The 16,629-nt window shown below is 38.9% G+C and carries 18 protein-coding genes and 2 pseudogenes; 2 read left to right on the forward strand and 18 right to left on the reverse strand.

Annotated features, from left to right (window positions below; genetic code table 11):
* On the reverse strand, positions 1–752 hold a 752-nt coding region (locus WKT11_RS19090), incomplete at its 3' end, for an asparagine synthetase B family protein (protein ID WP_445291958.1).
* Between the two features lie 215 nt (positions 753–967).
* On the reverse strand, positions 968–1,156 hold the full coding sequence (locus tag WKT11_RS19095) for a hypothetical protein (protein ID WP_008703624.1): 189 nt from the start codon (positions 1,154–1,156) through the stop codon (positions 968–970).
* Between the two features lie 407 nt (positions 1,157–1,563).
* Between WKT11_RS19095 and WKT11_RS19100 the strand changes: the two genes are divergently transcribed.
* The gene (locus tag WKT11_RS19100) at positions 1,564–1,728 is read left to right on the forward strand and encodes a hypothetical protein (protein ID WP_167515506.1); all 165 of its coding nucleotides are present in this window, start codon (positions 1,564–1,566) and stop codon (positions 1,726–1,728) included.
* Positions 1,729–1,752: 24 nt separating this feature from the next.
* Positions 1,753–3,425 (forward strand): annotated as a pseudogene (locus WKT11_RS20120) (IS66 family transposase).
* Between the two features lie 140 nt (positions 3,426–3,565).
* Here WKT11_RS20120 and WKT11_RS19115 read toward each other — a convergent pair.
* The 16 genes and pseudogenes from WKT11_RS19115 to WKT11_RS19190 form a co-directional block, all read right to left on the reverse strand.
* Positions 3,566–3,760, reverse strand: coding sequence for a hypothetical protein (locus tag WKT11_RS19115; protein WP_173699885.1), 195 nt, complete (start codon positions 3,758–3,760; stop codon positions 3,566–3,568).
* A gap of 725 nt (positions 3,761–4,485) precedes the next feature.
* Positions 4,486–5,142 carry an ABC transporter ATP-binding protein gene (locus tag WKT11_RS19120; protein WP_117846315.1) on the reverse strand — a complete coding sequence of 219 codons (657 nt, stop codon included), beginning with the start codon at positions 5,140–5,142 and terminating at the stop codon, positions 4,486–4,488.
* A 14-nt stretch (positions 5,143–5,156) separates the two neighbouring features.
* A complete protein-coding gene (locus WKT11_RS19125; protein WP_117846316.1) occupies positions 5,157–5,684 on the reverse strand; it encodes a hypothetical protein in 528 nt (175 codons plus the stop codon).
* 26 nt (positions 5,685–5,710) lie between these two features.
* Entirely contained in the window at positions 5,711–6,190 is a 480-nt protein-coding gene (locus tag WKT11_RS19130; protein WP_117846317.1) for a hypothetical protein, read from the reverse strand.
* A complete protein-coding gene (locus tag WKT11_RS19135; RefSeq protein WP_055059993.1) occupies positions 6,187–6,477 on the reverse strand; it encodes a hypothetical protein in 291 nt (96 codons plus the stop codon). The genes WKT11_RS19130 and WKT11_RS19135 overlap by 4 nt, the downstream gene beginning before the upstream one ends.
* A 12-nt stretch (positions 6,478–6,489) precedes the next feature.
* Positions 6,490–7,062, reverse strand: a complete 573-nt coding sequence (locus WKT11_RS19140) for a hypothetical protein (protein WP_147348977.1) — start codon at positions 7,060–7,062, stop codon at positions 6,490–6,492.
* Between the two features lie 473 nt (positions 7,063–7,535).
* Entirely contained in the window at positions 7,536–8,243 is a 708-nt protein-coding gene (locus WKT11_RS19145; RefSeq protein ID WP_243009983.1) for a hypothetical protein, read from the reverse strand.
* Positions 8,240–9,538, reverse strand: coding sequence for a hypothetical protein (locus WKT11_RS19150; protein WP_117846319.1), 1,299 nt, complete (start codon positions 9,536–9,538; stop codon positions 8,240–8,242). Before WKT11_RS19150 ends, WKT11_RS19145 begins: the two co-directional genes overlap by 4 nt.
* The gene (locus WKT11_RS19155) at positions 9,538–10,191 is read right to left on the reverse strand and encodes an ATP-binding cassette domain-containing protein (RefSeq protein ID WP_442857734.1); all 654 of its coding nucleotides are present in this window, start codon (positions 10,189–10,191) and stop codon (positions 9,538–9,540) included. The genes WKT11_RS19150 and WKT11_RS19155 overlap by 1 nt, the downstream gene beginning before the upstream one ends.
* Positions 10,192–10,234: 43 nt before the next feature.
* Entirely contained in the window at positions 10,235–10,963 is a 729-nt protein-coding gene (locus WKT11_RS19160) for an ABC transporter permease (protein ID WP_243009984.1), read from the reverse strand.
* 18 nt (positions 10,964–10,981) lie between these two features.
* The gene (locus tag WKT11_RS19165) at positions 10,982–11,872 is read right to left on the reverse strand and encodes a hypothetical protein (protein WP_117846321.1); all 891 of its coding nucleotides are present in this window, start codon (positions 11,870–11,872) and stop codon (positions 10,982–10,984) included.
* 1 nt (position 11,873) lies between these two features.
* Positions 11,874–13,358 (reverse strand): DUF6034 family protein, encoded by a 1,485-nt coding sequence (locus tag WKT11_RS19170; protein WP_117846322.1) that lies wholly within the window; start codon positions 13,356–13,358, stop codon positions 11,874–11,876.
* Between the two features lie 99 nt (positions 13,359–13,457).
* Positions 13,458–14,669 (reverse strand): sensor histidine kinase, encoded by a 1,212-nt coding sequence (locus WKT11_RS19175; protein ID WP_340285646.1) that lies wholly within the window; start codon positions 14,667–14,669, stop codon positions 13,458–13,460.
* A gap of 206 nt (positions 14,670–14,875) precedes the next feature.
* Entirely contained in the window at positions 14,876–15,541 is a 666-nt protein-coding gene (locus WKT11_RS19180; protein WP_005423065.1) for a response regulator transcription factor, read from the reverse strand.
* A 299-nt stretch (positions 15,542–15,840) separates the two neighbouring features.
* Positions 15,841–16,206, reverse strand: a pseudogene (locus WKT11_RS19185) (beta-N-acetylhexosaminidase); the annotation flags it as partial.
* A gap of 48 nt (positions 16,207–16,254) precedes the next feature.
* The coding region (locus WKT11_RS19190; protein ID WP_340285648.1) for a hypothetical protein at positions 16,255–16,629 on the reverse strand (375 nt) is incomplete at its 5' end.

A 16,629-nucleotide genomic window follows, 5' to 3' on the forward strand; every position in this document is an offset into this window, starting at 1 on the left:
TTTAAAATCTCTGCAAGCTGGCTCCGCAGCTGATCCATATTCGTCTTATGGTCCCACTGACCTGGTGTAAGCTTTGGTTTGAAATAAGTCTTTATTTCATAGCTTCCGTTTTTATATAAAAGCATATGTCCAGGCATCAGTTTATAAATTCCCTTAAAAAAGGTCTCTTCCAGAGGAGAATATTGAAATGACAAATACTGCTCCAGGGCCTTCTGATTTACTTTCCTTTCATAGCCGGGAAATGCAAGGATACTCTTAATTTCAGAAGCAAATACAAAGTGCCCATCTATTTCGGCATAGTACACAGGCTTAATTCCAAAGAAATCCCTTGCAAGCATCAAAGTCTGCTCTTTTTCATTCCATACTGCAAACCCAAACATTCCCCTGAGTTTATCCAGTGCCTTCTCCCCATACTGCTGAACGGTATTTACCAGAACTTCCGTGTCGGAATGGGTGCAAAAAGAAATACCGAAAGTCTCAAGTTCTGCCCGCAGTTCTTTATAATCATAGATTTCTCCATTAAAAACAATATGCAGATTTCCATCCGCACTTTCCATAGGCTGCTGCCCATCTTCTAAATCAATAATACTAAGTCTTCGAAAGCCCAGCGTAATCTTCTCCCTGCAAAAAGAGCCCTCACTATCCGGGCCTCTATGCGCAATGGCTTTCATCATCCTTTCAATTACTGTCTTCTGATCCTGTCTGTAACCTGTAAATCCACAGATTCCGCACATTTCTTCCTCCGTATCCATTTGATGTAGTTTAGACACTGCAACGACTTTTGTTACAGTCCAAAATTATTTTTACCGATATTTTATCATAAAAATGTCTGTTTGTTGTAAAATAAAAATGTCTTTCTTATCAAATACTTATATTTCAAAATAGCTTTTATATCTCATATAACATTTTATAAAAAAAGAAATGTTTTCCATTCCCTTATTTGCTTACGGAAAACGTTTCTTTTCATTTACTCTTCATGAAGATTTCCGTTCTCATCAATCCAGGTTCCGTCTCCATTATTGTAAAGGACTCTGGATTCTTCATCACCTTCACCTGCTGCTACAATTTCCATTCTGTTCATCGGAGGTGTATTATTCCAAAGAACAAGCATAATATCCAGTTCTGATTCTGGAAGTCTCTGATATGTTTTTTTCACGCTCTCATTCTCCCTCTTTCTACAAATGTAGGAACGATTTTATTATATCATATCAGTCTATTTCTGTATAGCTGTTTCCATTCTCATCAGAGATTTCGCTTTTAGTTTGTTACTGTTCAAAGGTATGTATAAGTCATTGTAAAAAGTGACGAAATTATTTTCTCTATTTTGTGGATAATTATCTTCAGCAGAAAAAACTGTATTTATAGTTTTTTCTGCTGTTCTTTTTCACAAAAGTTATACACCGAATCCTATCCATTCTTTCAGACAGAGGCCTTATATCTACTCATTTCCAATCTTATAATGGAGATTTATCCACAGTCAGATTGCCCAATGGGTCATTTCCGGAAATTCGCTTTTTTCCTGCATTTCTGCTATACTTTTTTCAAGAAAGAGAGGTTGTTTTTATGGAGATTGATTTTATACAGGAACTAAAAAAACGTGATGAACTTCTTGACGGCTATCTCAGGCAGATCGAGATCCAGGAGGAATTCATCCAGAAACAGAAAGAGCTGATCGAATATCTCGAGGATCATATCTCAAAGATCACAGATATCGTCAGCAGTGTTTAGCAGGACTGTACCGGAGGAAAACGTATGCCTGATACTTATGATCATATCACTCTCATGTGTCGGCTGAAAGCTGCACAACGCAGAAACAAAGAACTGGAATCTGGTGAAAGATATATCCAGTTAGAAGAACTTCATCAGAAAGAGTACAACGTTTATGAACATAAGATTGAGAAGCTGAAAAAAGAACTTGCAGATGCGCACAAAGAAACGATCCGTGTGCGCAATTACTGGTTTCAGGTACTGGAGGATATGCTCCGGGAGTTTGAAAAGGCACAAAAAAGGTCCGCGCAGGAACTCCGAAAAATGGAGATCCGTGCACTGAATGCAGAAAAGCAAAGAGATGATGCACTGGATAAAGCAGCCGTTTTCAGACATCAGTTTTATGAAACGGCATCCAGACTGGAAGAAGAACAGGGAAAGAATCTGAAACTACGGGCACAGATCAACCGTGATTATGAAAACTCTTCTATTCCTTCTTCAAAAGCAGTACGACGTAAAAAGATCACAAACAACAGGGAAAAAACAGGCAGAAGACCAGGCGGGCAGCCCGGCCACAAAGGGCACTGCCGGAAAAGACAGGAGCCTACACAGCCAGTTATTCTTCTTCCTCCACCTGAAGAAGTGCTCGAAGACTGTGCTTTTAAAAAGACTGCCAGGACCATCGTAAAGCAGATGGTAAGTATCCGTATGGTCCTGAATGTAACGGAATATCATGCAGATGTTTATTATAACAGTCATACGGGAGAACGTGCACATGCAGCATTTCCAGACGGAGTTATCGATGATGTGAATTATGATGGCAGCATACGGGCATTTCTGTTCCTTCTGAACAATGACTGCTGTACATCCATTGATAAGAGCAGGGCATTTCTGTCCGACCTGACGGGTGGAAAACTGAATATTTCCAAAGGCATGATAAGCAGACTAAACCGGAGTTTGCTTTAAAAACTGAGCCTGAACGCAGGTCTGCCTATGCAGATATGCTGCTTTCCCCTGTTATGCATACAGATTGTACAAATGCCAGGGAAAACGGAAAGAGCTGCCAGGTATATGTCTATGCAACACCGGACGGAAAAGCCCTGTACTTTGCCCGCGAGAAAAAGGGACACGAAGGAGTAAAGGGTACGGTTACAGAAGACTATCAGGGGATCCTTGTCCATGACCATGATATTACCTTTTATAATTATGGAGCAAATCATCAGGAATGCCTTGCCCATGTACTGCGGTATCTGAAAGCCAGCATAGAGAACGAACCAGACCGTACCTGGAATAAAAAAATGCATGCACTGGTGCAGGAAATGGTCCACTTCCGAAATGGATGCCGGCAGCCACACGGACCAGATCCGGAAATAGTCTCCGGATTCGAAAAACGATACCGTGAGATACTGGAAACTGCCCGGAAAGAATATGAAAACATTCCGGCAAATGATTATTACAAAGACGGGTACAATTTATTCCTGAGAATGGAGAAATACATGCACAACCATCTGTTGTTCCTGCATGATATCCGGGTACCTGCCACGAATAATGAAGCCGAAAGGCTTCTAAGGAATTATAAGCGGAAACAGGCGCAGGCCGTGACATTCAGAAGTTTCGAAAACATCGATTATCTCTGCCAATGCATGAGCATGCTTGTTTTGATGCGCCTTGAAGATCCGGCCAATATATATGACAGAGTGTCCAGAATATTTGGATAAAGAAAACCGATGGCTTTGACTGTTATCAGTCTACACCATCGGTTTTCTCAAGTCCAGCTAACCCTTGAACAGTAACTTAGTTTTTTGGCTTGTGCATTTTTATAAAAAATATCAGGCGTTTTCCTCCGGTCAGTTCCCCTTCATCCTTTTCCGCTCCGTCCCTCGACTTCAGCATTTCCTGCCCCAGGATCACATGCGGTTGCTTTTCCAACAGTCATGCAGACCACACTCCGGTGGAAATATTCCATTTCACCTGCACGGTTTTTCCGGGTAAGGCAGTCCGGACAGGATTTTTTTGTGCTGCTGAACAGTTCCACCTCATCAATTCCGGCCACCACATATCCACCAATGGTCCCCTCCCGGAATACACGGTTCTTTTTTAGTGTATCGATCGGCTGAACCGTATCAAACTTATTATTCCAATAGCTGCAATCAAAAGCAGCAACCAGCTATATTTAAGCCTTGTACATATAAAAGTGCACAGGAACAGTAACAGGCAAGAGCCGATCACATTACAGTTAACCATCCAGTCTATTACTTTACCTGTGCATGAGTTCACTATCATATCTCAATTTGCGCTTTTTATTCTGAGTATCTGCATGAAGCAATGCATTTTCACGTATTCCGCTATCTTTCAAAGCCTTTGGATAAAAAACGCTTCCTCAGAAATTTTCAGGACGCATTAGCTTATTACAACACTATGACTCAAAAGATTCCGATAGAAACTCATGATGGAATATATACTGTTCCATATTATTGCCATTGAAGCTCAGGTAAGAAAGGTGATCATACATACGATAAAAATATTCCGAATTTAAAAATACCTATCTTCTGTATCTTGAAAGTATGAGGTAAAACTATAGGGGACATGTAATCTTGCTATTTTTCAGATTCGTAGTCGAGGCGATTGTTATGTGGCATTACTCATCCAGCCTTTTTCTGCCAAAACACTCTGGCAAAATGAGAACTGGTTGCATTTGTCTGCTGTATTGTACTTTATTTTTGTTCTCTCTTATAGATAAAGTATGGAACATACATTATCGTATACGAAATATTTTTCTTACTCTTTGACTATTTTCCGAAGTATTCCATCTTCCATCTCATATACTTCATCACATAGAATCTCTATATCCTCCCGATTATGACTTGCCAGTATAATCAGCCTATTTTCATTCTTCATCTTCAGCAAAAGCTCCCGGATTTCTGCTACACCATTTTTATCAAGGCCATTCATTGGCTCATCCAAGATCAGGATTGGCGGATCTTCCATAATAGCCTGGGCAAGTGCCAGCCTCTGCCGCATACCAAGCGAGAATTTTCCAACCGGGCGTTTCAATTTCGAATCAAGTCCAACTGTGTTTAACACTGAATGCAGATATGATTTATCTGGTCTATTTCGTATCGTGTACAGAAATTCAAGGTTATGGTAAGCACTCCAGTTTCGTAAGAACCCAGGATCTTCGATAATGATACCTGCTTCTGTAAGCATGTCCTTATCTTTTCCCATTACTTTTCCATTTACAGAAACCGTTCCTTCATCACAGGACAGAAAGCCACAGATCGTCTTAAATAAAACTGTCTTCCCGGATCCATTATGTCCGACCAGCCCATATATCCGACCACTTTCACATCTGAGCGTGACATCCTTTAAGACTTTATTGTTCTTAAAATTCTTATTGACATGTGATACCTCTATGATATACTTTTTTTCATTCACAGCAGTTATTCCTCCTATATATCCTCGTTTTCCCAGTTGAACTGCATATATCTGATCTTATGCATGATAAGACCAGTCATTATAGTTATCCCGACTAACAGGAAGACTACCATATATGACAGGGACGGTAACCAGTAATAGGTATGATCTACTGTTGCGATTCTTGCTAACTCTGCCCATACGGTGGGGACAAAACGGGCCAGTTTGTAACAGATTAACGGATGCATATTTAACACCGGAAACAAGGCAATCGCCAGCGCAAGCCCTCCGGCAACCGCAATAATCTTGTTAATGTATAAGCTAAACAAAAACATCAAAACACCAACAAATGTGCAGATCAGAGTACAGAGCAGGATTTCAAGCAAGATAAGTTCAATGGGCGTATATTCTGAAAAGATATCATAATAAATGAGCACACTGCTCTGGTATTCTGAAAGAGCATTTGTAGTTGCCGCAGTTCTCAGCAGCTTTCCCCATTCATTGCTCCATTCTACTTTTGGCAGTAACACAAGGATTGTACAGGCAATCGTTATCAGCACCATTATCAGTGAACGAAAAAAAATCCCCCCTATCTGCCCCAATCCCCATTTCTGCCGTCCAACCCGGATTGCTGATACATGCCCGATATACTTGACGTTGCCAGATCAGATGTCCAGGGAAGCTGTAGCCGTAAATACATGATAAATAAAAGTGTTCCTAAAATCATTGTTATTATGGAGGATACATAGATCACGATTACTTTTGAAAGCACATATTTTTTTAAATTTCCCCGTCCAATACTGTACCGTAGATATTTATTTTCAAGATCTTCACAGAATACAGCAGCAAAAGCAGAAGCACAAAACGCATATGCAATCATCTTCCCGGACATTTCAACCGCATATATATAAGTGTCCATAACATTAAAATTTACCATGCCTTTTTCAAAAGCATAATTTTCCAGAGAAAAAATGAAAGAGACTGCTACACCGGCTATCGCCAGATACAGAGGATATTTTTTAGCAATCGCCTGAAATCTGTTTTTAGGTATCTTTCCTTTTCCATTCAATCATCCCCTTGTTTATTCAGAAGAGTATATATAGCGACCACCAGAATCATAAAAATAATTGGTATCCCAGTGGCAAAGAATTTTCTGTTTTTCGCTTTTCTGTTTTGTTTGGATGTGATAATATCTCTGCTGTTTTCTAAGATTTCATTTAATTTTTCATATGGAACCGGCATATTGCGGATTGCCCGGTATATTTCCTTTTCATAATCATTCGGTGCTTCTTCTATACACCTGTTCAGTTTTTTTCTTTCTTCCACTACATAGTAGGGAATTGTTGAACCATCCATACCAACTCTCCTTTATGATGGCAAATTAATTTCTTTGCCTGTTTCTGCATTGACCAGCATTACTGTTTTGTTGCTGCCATTTTCCATCACTTCAAAATACCATATCGGTTCTTCTGCATACTTCTGATCTTCACCAGTGTAAACACGTTCATATAATTTTGCTCGTGTAACCTCATAATTTACATCGTTTAATATGTTGTCATATTTTTCCTCTACTACTGATGCAATCTCATCAAAAGGTTTCAGAGTTACCGTATTCTGTTCATTTTTAAAGTTGTAGATATAATCTATCGTTAAACTCTCCAGTCCACGAGCAGAATAAATGGCCTGTACAGGTGCATTATCTGGAGAATCATCTGACATTTGCTTTGCTACGCTCATCAATTCATGGAATACTGGAATCCCGGTATTTTCCTGATAGGCATAGATAAAATAAGCTTCATCTTCTGACGTTGGTTCGTTCGTTTTTCCTTTTTCTAATAAACCATTATTTAATTCCTGATCCCTTAGTTTTTTCATTGCATCTACACTTAACGGAATCGCCTGGAAAGAGAGATTTTCTGTGTCATATCCGAGTTCATTCATATCTTTTTTTATTTCTGAAATGTATTTGTCTTTATCAAGAGAAACGGAATCACTTGAAAACAAATCTATATAGTCCGACTGCTGAACTCCAAGATATGCATAATTTCCCGGAATTGAGGAAATGTGCGATGGTAGTTCTATGGCAGGAACTGTTTTATGCAAAGTCGGTAGTCTTTCCATGGTAACCTGAGATAAAGATACTGATCAGGATACTCATGAGATAACCGATCACTCTGTTCAAAAAAGATCTGCATAAATTTAATTTCTTAAACTGGTGTGAATGTAGAATGACGTATAGTATTTGCGATGGACACCTTCTTTCGTAAATGTTGCAATGTTTGTTTACTTTCATTGTACAACACAAACGATTTAAGGTGTCTTTTTTATTCAAAATCACGAACTTGCTCATTTATAGCTTAAAAGCGAAATCTCTGTTCATTGCATAGGAAGGAGAATTCTTGCTATATATTATGCTAAATTCCTGAAAGTATTTTCTTTGCGTTCTCCAGGTTATTTTTTCCATTTATTTTTAGATATACTTTACTGATTTCAGAAGGCTCTCCTATTTCTCTGCAGAGATCCTGTGCCTGGTAGATGGGTATGTAGATTTCGTTGCCTTCTATTACTACAGCGGCTTTACAGGGCATATATGAGGTCTGCGGTTCTCTTGCGGAATTGCCGGATGAAGTGGTAAGATCATCCGTGGCTTTGGAAGTTTCCTTCTCTTTTTCACCCAAGGAATAAAAAATATTCAGGTTTTCACCCATCTCTAAAAATTTTTCCTGTTGTTTTTTTGAAATGGCATGATTATTATAGTCTTTCATATCCCGTAGGGAACCATTTCCCAGCAATAACAACGGCATCTTCCCCAGTTCATTCTGAGTTGGATTTTTTCCAAACGCATTCATATCAATTCCTGAAAAAGTCGTTGTTTCCGTATAATCTTCAATTTTGATGACAACCGGGACTTCTATGACTGGCCAGATTTCTTTTATACCTTTTATCTTCTTCGCTTTCTGCAAAAAATCTTCATCATAAGCCAGATCTCCAAGTGGGAGCAGCACAGTAAATTGCCGTTTTTCTTCTTTCATGCCTGCCAGCAGCATTCCTGATAATGTAAGTGTCAATGTCAGCAGAAGTATGACAAATAAGGTAAAGCTGTCTATTTTTTTTCTTTTCAATGAGAAGCCGCCTTTCTCGCTTCTTCAAGAAGGATATTTTTCTTATGAAGCTTTCTGACCAGAATCAGGATTATGGAAATAAGCAGTACTGCAACAACTGCAGCTATGGAATACCACCAGTTATTGGTTTTCTCCTGGTCATCTTCAACCTTTAAAGACTTTATCTGGGTTTCTTTGATTTCAGAATCAAATTTTATTTCTTCCTCATATGATTTGCCATCTGCATCCTCATACGTAAGAATTAATTGACCTGCACATTTTCCTGTTTTTCCTTTTACATATATGCGAAGACTTCCCTGGGATAAATCTCCGGCCTCTATGGTCCCTAAGAATGCAGTATCGTTTGAGCTTAATTCATCAGCCTTTAAGCTGACACTTGCATTATATATTTTGTCTCTTCCTAGATTCATTGCTTTTACCGGGATCTCTACTGTATCCATAGTGTATAAAACAGATGGAATATCTGAAGCTTCCAGCTTAACACGAACCGGTTGGATGATCTGAAAAGACAGTAATTCTGTACCGGTAGTTGCCGTTGCTTTCGAATCTTCATAATCCAGAGAAAAAGTAATGACAGCCTGGCCAGGATCACAGTTTTCTGTTATAGTAATCATCTGTTCCAAAGTAATTGCTTCACCAGGAGCCAGGACTTGTACATAAAAAGAGTTTTTCTCAAATTCGATTCCTTTGTTCTCTGTAGAAAGGGAAATTTTTAAACCAAATACATTTTGACTGCAGCTTTTATTTCGAAATGTCAGCGACATTTCTGTTGTAGAACCAGCCTCCAATCGTCCACCTGAAAGATTGCTGTCTTCTAATAATACCTGCGGTTTATGTAATATTTTTTCACTTGATGAGTCTGATGTTGAATTACCTCCTCCCCCACCGCCCGAATACCCTCCGTTGTCTATAACCGGATCTGTTATCTGCGGGGCGTCACCGTCCTCCGGATTATCACTGTCTATTACAACATGAAAAGGATTCGATTTAGAACCATCACCAAAGTCATCTCCTGATGTAAAAATATCCGGATCCGGATTTTCTTTATCGGTATCAGCTTTATCAGGAGTCTTTTCATCCTCTGCCGGAGGTTCGGTACTCGTAGATTCATCCTCTTTTTCATCAAGGGTTAACGAGTTGTCATTCTCATAAGATACTGACGGATCTGGATCCTTAAATCCTTCTTCAGGAGATGTAATCTCCGTGTTTTGAGTCTCTGTGGCAAAAACGGTAGCCGGAAGAAATATTATTGTCGTACACAATACTAATGCCGTTTTTACAAATAAATTTCTCATTATCGGGCAGTCCTTTCTCTTAAAACTCCTCCATCCATTTCATATACGTGGTCACATAAGATTCTGATATCCTCTTCATTATGGCTTGCCAGCAAAATGGTTTTTCCTGCTGCTTTTAAATCCAACAATAGTTCTCTTATCTCTTCCACGCCATGTTTATCCAGTCCATTAAATGGCTCATCCAGAATCAAAAACAGAGGATCTTCCATAATGGCCTGTGCAATACCAAGGCGTTGACGCATTCCAAGGGAATATTTTCCGACTGGTTTCTTCATGTCCGGATCCAATCCTACCCTTTTTAAGACTATGCGGATATCGGCCTTCGAAATCCGGCCATTCATGTCTGCCAGGATCTCCAGATTTTTAAAGCCCGTATATTGTGTAAGAAAACCGGGAGTCTCGATAATAACTCCAAGACTTTCAGGAAAATCCACATCATGGCCTATTTTTTTTCCAAATACAAAAATAGTACCCGTAGTTACAGGAAGAAACCCACAGATGCATTTCATAAGAACGGTCTTTCCGGAACCGTTATTTCCAACAATCCCATAGACGTTCCCTGTTTTCAGGGAAAGATTTACTTCCTGTAACACGATGTCTTCACCGAAACGTTTGGTCACGTGTTCTATTTTTACGCAGGTGTTCTGCATCATTCCACTTGCTCTTTGCGGATCACAGGCCAGATTAAATGTCCCTTCAGATTTCTTCCAATCTTCCATATAAAACACCTCCCAGAATTCCCAGCATTACTAATAAAAACAACAGTAGAAATAGCCAAACTCCTATTTTGTCCGGTCCCCAATTTTTATCAGCCAGTATCCATTCTACTGGATAAAACCATATCTGATTTTTAAAATAGCGGTCATGAAGAATAATTCCGAAATAAAAGCTTACAAAAGGGATTCCATATACCATGTAAGCAGAATCCCATAAAATCCCGCAGCTTCCACCGAAAGTACTTATGATACTTCCGATAAGTCCTGTCCGGAATGCCTTCATGAGCAAGTCCAGAAGTGCTTCTTTCTGAATAGCACCCTGTATCTCCAGCGGATAGAACACAATAAAATTGATAAAAAGTACCGTTAGTATAGCTAATGTCCAGACCATAAAACCAGACATCATAATAGAAAAGACTTTACCTTCGACATACTGTCTGCGGGTCGTTCTGGGAAGTATCTCCTTTAAAAATCCACTTTTATATTCTTGCAGAATGGAATCACTCCATGGCAATACGGCCGCTACCGGAATGGCAAAAGATACTGCCTGACTTTTTAAGGAACCTTCCAGTATACTGATAAAAGTACCACATGCCAGTGCTTTTTTTAAGCTGGGATAAGTCTGGCCAATGGCGATGGAAATGCAGGCTATCAGCCATGCTGCCAGAAAATTCTTATTAAATAACATACGTTTTGTTTCACCCCACACAGGTATTCCCCCTTCCGATCATGTCTTTTCTCCAAGAAATTCAAAGGTATATTTTTTCATCCGGTTAATTGCAAAAACTGCAAGAAGAACTAAAATACCCAGAAAAAACATGTAGGAATGCGTGATTTTCGGAAGCAATGGGTCATAACCTAAGTTATGTTTTCCGTATACTGCCTGGTTCAGAGGACTGATCCAGCAGATTAATACATTTACCTGATACATTTCGTATTTTTCTTTATGTAAAATTGCAGCCAGTACTTTCGGGTCCAATAAAAAACCAAATACACTGTAAAGAAGGCCAAAAATCATACCCTTAGTCTTCCCTTTATAGAGATTTCCTACAAGGATTACAAAGCTTAAGGTCAGCGAATAACAAAACAGAAGGAAGAAAACCTGCAGCATACAGCCATAAGGTGAAATATTTTCCATGACTCTTACTGTAGAAGGGACCTGCAGGTTTTTTCCTAATTCTGAATAACCAAGCATGGCCGCAGTTTCGCTCCACAGGTTACCTGGATAACTCTTTTTCATACACAGCACGGCCGTAAACAGCAGCATCAAAACCGTATATAAAACAGTTACAAGAATAACATAAATGAATTGACCTAAAAGCCATTTCCTCTTGGTTGTCCGGGTCAGCTGGTATGGAGTAATAGGTGTCATCTTCGGCAGGTCAGAAAACATAAGAAGCAAGAGCAGCGAACTGGACAGTACTGCTATCCCATCCCCAAATGTCCAGATAAATGGTTCAATGGCCTGTACCGGTGTATCGTAGGTCTCCATTACAACCATGATTCTGCCTGTAAGCAGGAAACTAAGTACAAATTCTAACAGAAATATAAAAATAACTTTGGGATTGCGTAAAAATCCGAAGAAATTGTACCTTACAATTCCAAATACCTGTCTCATGTCAGTAACCCAGATTCCGGTCTATGATACTGCCATCCACGGCATTAATGGTGAGGAAACTTTCATTTGGATCTTTACTGGTATTTGATTCTGTTTCTCCGTTATATTCACTTTCTGAAGTCATGCTGCCGAAAAAATCCCAGACGGGGATCAAAATACCTGTGTGTGCGTCAGTAGACGGCTCATATATTCTGGCATAGCCAAGAACGATCCGATCAATATTATAGACTCTGGAATTTTCATATTGCATATTATCAGCGTTTGTTACCACCATCATTTTTTCATAAATTTTCATAACCTCGCTGAATGAAAGAAGATTTAAATTCTCTGTCTTTATTTTACCAATTGTGTAGGGATTTGAATAAGTCATGCTTTCTATGCCATCTTTATCGACATAGAAACAGAGACTTTCATAAGACCATGTTTCCATTGTGCTGTCCATATCTTCCAATGCCCCACCGTCTGCAACTGTCTGAGTTACCGGCACACCATTTATGGTACGTGCATAATCAATTCTATATCCATTTCCAAAATTACCTGAACTATTATCGCCTTCAAAACTTTTGCACACCGCGTAATTCCAGTTAGAAAACTGTAAATCTGTGATGCCCATTTTTTCAACTTTTTCCTTTACAAGTTTTTTTGCTTCATCCAGGGACAGCCCGATAGATTCTTCTGTGGGTTTTTCTTCCTCTTCAGAATATCCGTAATCACACCACATTGCATCCTCCGGTATTTTTTCCCCGCCCTTGTTTGCTGCTTTCTTGATCTTGACTGACAAGGTATCGGAGCCATCGGAAGATATTTTATAATAGAATTGTGAATCGTCTGGCATTTGTGCAATACAATCGAAAAAATTTCCGGCAACAGGTTTTGCCTCTGTCAGGGTTTTCTTTTCCGGAGCAGTTTCGTATTCCTGTTCCCATGTCTCAATATCTTCATAGATATCATAGACATAATTCCCATCATCATCTGTTCCATAGTTATACGGATCCAGGTTTCCGTTTGCAACGTCTTCTTTTAGTTCATCCAGAGTTTTTTTAATTTCATCCTTTGTCTTCACATAATAACTATCCATGGTATAAAGTTTTGCCTCTGAGAAGAATGCGTTTGTAATACGGTCTAGAAGCTCCTGGGTAACTTCTGCCGCGGTGACAGAAATAGCAGATATCTTTTCCACTTCCGGAATTTCTACACTTGCATCTGTATTTACCACGAGTTTGGCACTGTCATCTTCCACATGGCTTTTATAATTTTGAGGAGCATCGATGAGATTCCTGATGGTTGTCTTTGACTCTGAACCGTCATCGTTCTTGCTTTCAGATGCTTCTCCTTTAGAACCGCTAACATCATCCGCTTCCGTATAAGCATCTACAGCTTTGCTCCCCTTCGGCTTTACCAAAGAAGAATCCGGGGTCTGTGCGCATCCTGTAAACATTCCAATACAAAGCACTATTCCTGCAAACTTTTTTATGTTTTTTCTCATTTCTGGTAATATCTCCTTTCTAAGGTTGTTATAAGTATACCATCGAGCATTACACCAAATCTTTCGCGATTTGTAACTGATATGTAAACGTTAGTGTAATCACCAGAAAACAGAGACGGTAGTTCCTTTTCCCTGATTGCTTTCAATCTTCAGTTGGAAATCGTGCAGTTCTATAATTTTATGACATAAAGAAAGACCGAGCCCTACACTTCCTTTTGCCCTGGAACGAGATTTGTCTACCATATAAAATGGTTCCGTCACCATTTCCAGATCCTCTTTCGGTATTCCCTTTCCAAAATCCTGAACCATCAGATGGTCTGGGGTTGCCTCAAGCACAATTTTAGATTCTTTCCTGGAAGCTTTGACTGCATTATCAATTAGATTTGTCACTACACTTATCATTAAGTCCTGATCAAACTTCTTTACCAATTCTTTTGGTTCACAAAATACATCAAGAGAGATGTTTTTTTCTTGAAGCCTGCAATCAATAAGTTCTTTTACTTCTTTCAGGAAATTATCCACCTGTATTTCCACTGGATTGAATGAGTCTTCCGAAGCTTCATAGAGTCCGGTTAATTCCAGCATTTTCATAGAAAGTCTTGACAGCCTGCGACATTCATTTTCAATATAAATAAGAGCCTTCTCCTGCCTTTCCGGGGTCAGGCGCACAGTAAGCAATGTGTCTGCATATCCTATGATTGCAGTCATTGGGGTCTTCAGTTCATGAGCCAGACTTCCAATAAGCTGTTTTTGTGTCCGGTTTATGTTAGAAAGACTTTCAATTTGTTCTTTTATTTTACCTGTCATAAAATTAAAGGTTGCACCTACCTGTGCAAGTTCTGTATTTCCCTCTGACGGTACTTTAAAATCATAAATACCTTCAGAAACAAGAAGCGTGGCTTCTCTTAGGCTTATAAGCGGCGCTGTGATTTTTCGAAGGCTCAAATAAAGGACAATTCCCATCACCACGATCAAAGATAAAGTAAATCCACCAGTCTGAAAAAACAGCAGATGACTTTTTTCTATTACATCTGTTACATCTTTATAAGTAACAATCTGATATCCCATATTTGCATTGCCATAGTAAAATAGCAAAAGTGTCCTTCCATTTATCTGACTGATCATAGGGTCATGACCTTCACTGTTGCTGCCATGATTCATCAAGTTTGCCTTACTTTCACATAATTCCCTTAACCTTTCTACATCGAATTCATAAACAGTTCCATTATAGGTCATTTTTCCATCAAGATATAAAACAGCACTGTCATGAAAAACCTGCCGAAAAGCATAAGTAACTATTTGTGGTCGCATTTCGTTGTCGGTATTCTGTTTCTGAACGTCGGAACGGCTTGTTTTATTTTCAAACTGTGAGATGTTTGTTCTAAATATACTGCTTTCATAACTGTCGATATTCTGTATACTCTGATTTTTCCAACAATAAGTGGTATAAAGAAAGATCCCTGACGATACCAACAGAATGATACATGTAGTCTGAGAAAAAATCTTTATTAAGAGTTTCATAAATCCACCTCAAGTCTGTAACCGATTCTGGGAATTGTTTTAATCTTATCCTGCCAGCCAAGCTTTTTCCTGATACGACCCACATGTGCATCCACAGTTCTTGTTTCTCCGCAGAACTCTTCATTCCACAGTTCCTGCAGAATCTGATTCCTGGTCAGTGCTTTATTCGGGTTTTTGGCGAACACCATGAGGCAGTTATATTCCATTGGCTTTAAATAGATTTCCATGCCCATTTTTGTAACAGTACGACTAGCAGTATCAATGATGACATCACCAATTTGAATCTGTTCTTGTACAGTGCCATTACGTTCCAGTACTTTTTCAAGACGAACCATCACTTCCAGCATTTCAAATGGTTTTACAATATAATCTTCCGCACCGTCTTTTAATCCCTTTATCTTGCTCGCGATATCTCCCTTTGCAGTAAGAAATATTACAGGAATTTCATATTGCTTCAATTTCGGTAACAGGCTATAGCCGTCTCTTCCGGGAAGCATGATATCTACAAGTGCACACTGAAACGCATGATCTTGAATAATTGCTTCATATGCCTCATTTCCATCCAGATATCCTACTGTTTCATACCCTGCAATCTCCAGATTCATACATAGCAGGTCATTGATTGACATTTCGTCTTCTATCACAAGAATTCTTGCCTTCATAATTATTACCTCACATGTTTTTATAAATATCTTTTCACAGGTTAATTATACATTAAATTCTGTATTGCAGTTGTAACTGATTTGTAACAGCAAAAAAGGAAACCAGGACCATTCTGTGAGAATAGTTTTGATTTCCTGTATAAATCGTTATTTTCTAATCGTTTATAACGCTGGTGAGAACATTTATTATTATTTTTACTCCATTCCAGAATCATCCGAAAGAGAGACAATGCAAATACAAAAATTATTAAGAACACCAGAATTTTCATACGTAGCCTGATTCCTTTCATTTACCTTTATCAGATCGTGTCATTCAAATCACATCCACTGATGATGCGATTCCATAAATTCTCCCGCTTGTCCATTCCTTTGGTAAAGTAGGGAAGTCTTTCCTCTTCCAGTTCTTCCAGACGAAGCACATTTCCATTCAGATAATTGTCAATCCGGTATCCTGTACTTTTAAGCCTTGTAATCACGCCACCGATTTTTATATCCAGGATCTCATAACCAAATGGCTTTGCATCGTTCATCCAGATTTTTTCTCTTGATGATTTCATATCTGTCAGATTACAGATGATTCCAGGAATAACATTCTGACTGATATCTTTCAGCGCTGCTCTGTCCGATCTGTCATATGCTGATTTTATACACATGCCCAAATCGGCTTTATCAGCTAATTAATCTTTTTAACAGATCATCCCCCTGTCAATGTTCTATTTTATTCGTTTGTAAATAATCGGCTCATCATAACCAAATGTTCTTTTCCCATTTACTTCCATGGACTCTGACACTTCCAATTGATTTTCAGTGAACTTTTCATGAAGAGAAAATTTCAATACGGGAGAAAACATACTTACACTTCCGCCTTCCCATGTATCACCTGATTTTCTGAAAAATGCAGGATTAAATTTTGCAGAACACTTTAGCTGATCATAGTCAGCACCTTTGAAGGTTTTGTAAGTAAAATTCTTTTTATCATATCCTTCCGGTATCTCATAAGAAATAAGTTTTATTGAATCGCTTTCTTCCATAAAAAGAAATAAATGTGAAGAAGAACGGGTAGTTCCCTGTACAGAATAATAACTCTC

It is taken from the genome of Blautia sp. HCN-1074 (assembly GCF_037890165.1).
Taxonomy (GTDB): domain Bacteria; phylum Bacillota; class Clostridia; order Lachnospirales; family Lachnospiraceae; genus Blautia_A.

Bases quoted from the DNA above. Each gene is read 5' to 3' on its own strand.
- WKT11_RS19100 (WP_167515506.1), top strand. From the start codon at position 1,564: ATGGAGATTGATTTTATACAGGAACTAAAAAAACGTGATGAACTTCTT.
- WKT11_RS19125 (WP_117846316.1), bottom strand. From the start codon at position 5,684: ATGGTGCTGATAACGATTGCCTGTACAATCCTTGTGTTACTGCCAAAA.
- WKT11_RS19135 (WP_055059993.1), bottom strand. From the start codon at position 6,477: ATGGATGGTTCAACAATTCCCTACTATGTAGTGGAAGAAAGAAAAAAA.
- WKT11_RS19140 (WP_147348977.1), bottom strand. From the start codon at position 7,062: ATGAATGAACTCGGATATGACACAGAAAATCTCTCTTTCCAGGCGATT.
- WKT11_RS19150 (WP_117846319.1), bottom strand. From the start codon at position 9,538: ATGAGAAATTTATTTGTAAAAACGGCATTAGTATTGTGTACGACAATA.
- WKT11_RS19155 (WP_442857734.1), bottom strand. From the start codon at position 10,191: ATGATGCAGAACACCTGCGTAAAAATAGAACACGTGACCAAACGTTTC.
- WKT11_RS19165 (WP_117846321.1), bottom strand. From the start codon at position 11,872: ATGAGACAGGTATTTGGAATTGTAAGGTACAATTTCTTCGGATTTTTA.
- WKT11_RS19170 (WP_117846322.1), bottom strand. From the start codon at position 13,358: ATGAGAAAAAACATAAAAAAGTTTGCAGGAATAGTGCTTTGTATTGGA.
- WKT11_RS19175 (WP_340285646.1), bottom strand. From the start codon at position 14,669: ATGCGACCACAAATAGTTACTTATGCTTTTCGGCAGGTTTTTCATGAC.
- WKT11_RS19180 (WP_005423065.1), bottom strand. From the start codon at position 15,541: ATGAAGGCAAGAATTCTTGTGATAGAAGACGAAATGTCAATCAATGAC.